Annotated in this window: 4 protein-coding genes; all 4 read right to left on the bottom strand. The window is 48.4% G+C overall.

Features of this window, described 5'->3' with window-relative positions:
• Positions 1 to 416: toprim domain-containing protein (locus VK541_RS08955; protein WP_324369099.1), on the bottom strand; the 416-nt coding region annotated here is incomplete at its 3' end.
• A gap of 3 nt (positions 417 to 419) precedes the next feature.
• Positions 420 to 1,319, bottom strand: coding sequence for a histone deacetylase (locus VK541_RS08950; RefSeq protein WP_324369097.1), 900 nt, complete (start codon positions 1,317 to 1,319; stop codon positions 420 to 422).
• A 1-nt stretch (position 1,320) separates the two neighbouring features.
• On the bottom strand, positions 1,321 to 2,181 hold the full coding sequence (locus VK541_RS08945) for a bestrophin family protein (protein ID WP_324369095.1): 861 nt from the start codon (positions 2,179 to 2,181) through the stop codon (positions 1,321 to 1,323).
• A 71-nt stretch (positions 2,182 to 2,252) separates the two neighbouring features.
• The coding region (gene kynU, locus VK541_RS08940; protein WP_324369093.1) for a kynureninase at positions 2,253 to 3,221 on the bottom strand (969 nt) is incomplete at its 5' end.

The following is a 3,221-nucleotide window of genomic DNA, read 5'->3' as shown; positions in this document are numbered from 1 at the left end:
GAGGAGATCCACAACCGCTTAAAGGGCTTTTTACATTTTAAAAAATAATAGATATACCGGAAGATGAGTTCACCCTCCCGCCCCGCATCCGTCGCTACAATGATTTCAGTAGCCTCATCAAACAGCTTCTTAATGATGTCCAGCTGTTTCCTTACCCCTGGATCCTCCACCATACCGTCTTTAGTCTTGATCTTTCGGATTCCCAGCTTGAACTTGGCCGGCAGCATCGGCAAATGCTGTCTTCTCCAGCCGATATACCCATACTCCTGGGGCGGAGCCAGCTGCAGCAAATGGCCAAACGCCCAGGTAAAAGAATACCCCTTACCCTCTATATAACCATCCCTTTTTGTCGTAGCGCCGAAGACTTTAGCCAACTCACGCCCCACCGAAGGCTTTTCTGCAATAACGATCTTCATGATCTATTCAAAAATATCTAATCCTGTCTTAAATGTGTTGCAATGCGCATCCACAATATCCTTTATATCCGGCGAATACCCGCCGCCCATGCTGACCTGTACCGGTAAACCATTGTCCTTACAAAACCGGAACACCAGCCGGTCGCGCTCCCTGCAGCCAAATTTACTGAGCGCCAGTTTGCCCAGGCTGTCACTTTCCAAAACATCCACACCCGAAAGGTAGAACACAAAATCGGGTTTCTCCCTCACCAGGCCTTTCAGCGCAATAGCCAGCCTGGTTAAAAACTCATCGTCCTCACAGCCATCTTCCAATGCAATATCCAGGTCAGAGCGCTCCTTTCTGAATGGAAAATTCTTCTCCCCGTGCATAGAAAAAGTAAACACCCGCGGCTGACCGTAAAAGACCTCAGCCGTTCCGTTGCCCTGGTGCACATCTAAATCAATAATTAAGATACGGCTAGCCAAACCTTTGCTCAATAAGTAATTAGCAGCGATGGCCTGATCGTTCAGCAGACAAAAACCTTCCCCCCAGTTACTCCCCGCATGATGCGTGCCGCCAGCCACATTAAAGGCAATCCCATGCCGCTGTGCATACAGCGCGCCTTCAACAGATCCCTGAGCGATCCTCAATTCACGCTCAACCAATTGCGCAGTCAGCGGAAAACCGATTCTCCTTTGTTCCTTAGCAGGCAAAGTTAAGTCCCGCAGCTGTTCCCAGTACGTCCGATCATGGGTCAGCAAGACCAGCTCCTCGCTCAAAGGCTCAGGCGCAAACAAATGATCTGGCTTGATCAGGCCCTCATGCAAGAGCTGTTCCGGGATCAGTTCGTACTTGACCATCGGAAAACGATGACCCTCAGGCAGCGGATGAGCATACAGGGGATGCCAGGCTATTTTCACCATATCAGTCCAGCAGCTCCCCCACGTGTTTTTCTATATTCTCACAGATCTCATCCACAGGCAGGTCGTTGGCATCTTCTCCGAACGGGTTCTCAATCTCTTCAGCGATGAGCTCCAGACTGGCCAGCACATACAGGATAAAAGGCACAATTGGGATCACAAAATAACCCAGGCTAAACACCCAGCCAATGGGCAAAGTGATCACATAAATAAAGATGAACTTCTTGATGAATGCACTGTAAGAATAAGGGATCGGCGTTTTCTTAATCCGCTCACAGCCACCGCAAATATCGGTGAACTGCTGAACATCCGCATTAAGTATGATCAGCTGTTCCTGGCTGATCTCCCCATTGGCCTGCATCTCAAATATACGGGCCGATATGCTTGCCGCCACCTGGTTTGGGATGTGCTTGCCGCCGTCCACTTCTATCAGCAAACTGTTCTTTCCAAAATACTGCCTTTCGCGCAAATGCTCCTTCAAAGCGAAGGCATATTTTGGAATGGCGTAGTTGAAAAACTCCAGATGTGCCGCACCGGGTTTCAGAGATTTGATCTTAATGGCAAAATTACGGCTCACATTGGTGAGCGAGCCCAGCATCTTCCTGCCTTCCCACCACCTGTCGTACGAGGTATTGGTTCTGAACACCAATAGCATAGAGATCACAAAACCCAGCAGGTTGTGCATCATCCCTATATTTTTAACATAAGTGGTCTCAGCCAGCTTCAAATAATTGAGCTCAAAGAAAGCGATCAGTGCAGAAAATACCCCTACACTGACCATCAGCGGCCATAACTTTCTGAAGGTATCCGCCTTGTGAAAATGAAATATAAAATTGACCCAGTCCTTGGGATTGTAATTGATCATATAGCTAATTCCTTTTGAATAAAAATACTAATATTCAGTTAATACTTCGGTCAAAGTATCAAATACACCGCTCAAATCTGCAAAGTTTTACTGATGTCCAGCAGCAGCGCTCCGGTATGAAACACATCTTCAAAAGAATTGTACATCGGCACCGGGCTCAGCCTGATCACATTAGGTTCGCGCCAGTCACCCAGCACATTGGCAGCTGCCAATTGCTCAAAAATACGCTTGCCGTTTTGCTTTGCGATAATGGAAACCTGCGCCCCACGGTCGGCTTCAGTCAGGGGTGTGATCAGTTTATATTGCTCCATTCCCAAATCTTTATTCACCTCATTTACAATATAAAAAAGGTAGGCTGTTAAAGTTTTACTCTTAGTACGCAATGGCTCCATAAACCCTGCTTTTTCAAACAGCTGCAGCGAGGCGTGATACAACGCCATGGGCATTACCTGCGTACAGCTTACCTGCCAGCCATCGGCTCCTGCCTCAGGAACGAATCCCTTTTCCATCTTAAAGCGCTGCTGTTCCCGGTAGCCCCACCATCCGGCAAACCTGTTCAAAGCGGCATCACCAAAATGCTTTTCGTGAACAAAGATCCCGCTGATCCCGCCCGGTCCTGAATTCTGGTATTTGTAAGAACACCAGCAGGCAAAGTCCACCTCCCAGTCATGAAGCCGCAAAGGCACATTTCCCGCAGCGTGTGCCAGGTCAAAGCCAACCAGCGCGCCTGCTTCATGACCGGTTTTAGTGATGGCCTCCATATCATACCACTGACCGGTAAAATAATTGACCCCGCCAAAAAGCACCAAAGCAATTTCTGCGCCGTTCTCCCTGATCGCCGAAAGGATATCTTCCGTTCTCAGGATATATTCGCCGGCACGCGGGGCTACTTCTATAATGGCTTCCTTTGGATCATAGCCATGAAAACGTACCTGGCTTTCAATAGCATACTGATCTGATGGGAAAGCACCCGCTTCCATAATGATCCTGAACCTTCCCTTTACCGGCCTGTAGAAGCTGACCATCAGCAGGTGCAGGTT

The organism is Pedobacter sp. (assembly GCF_035317785.1).
In the GTDB taxonomy this organism is placed as follows: Bacteria; Bacteroidota; Bacteroidia; order Sphingobacteriales; family Sphingobacteriaceae; genus Pedobacter.
This window is presented reverse-complemented; position numbering and strand designations above follow the sequence as displayed.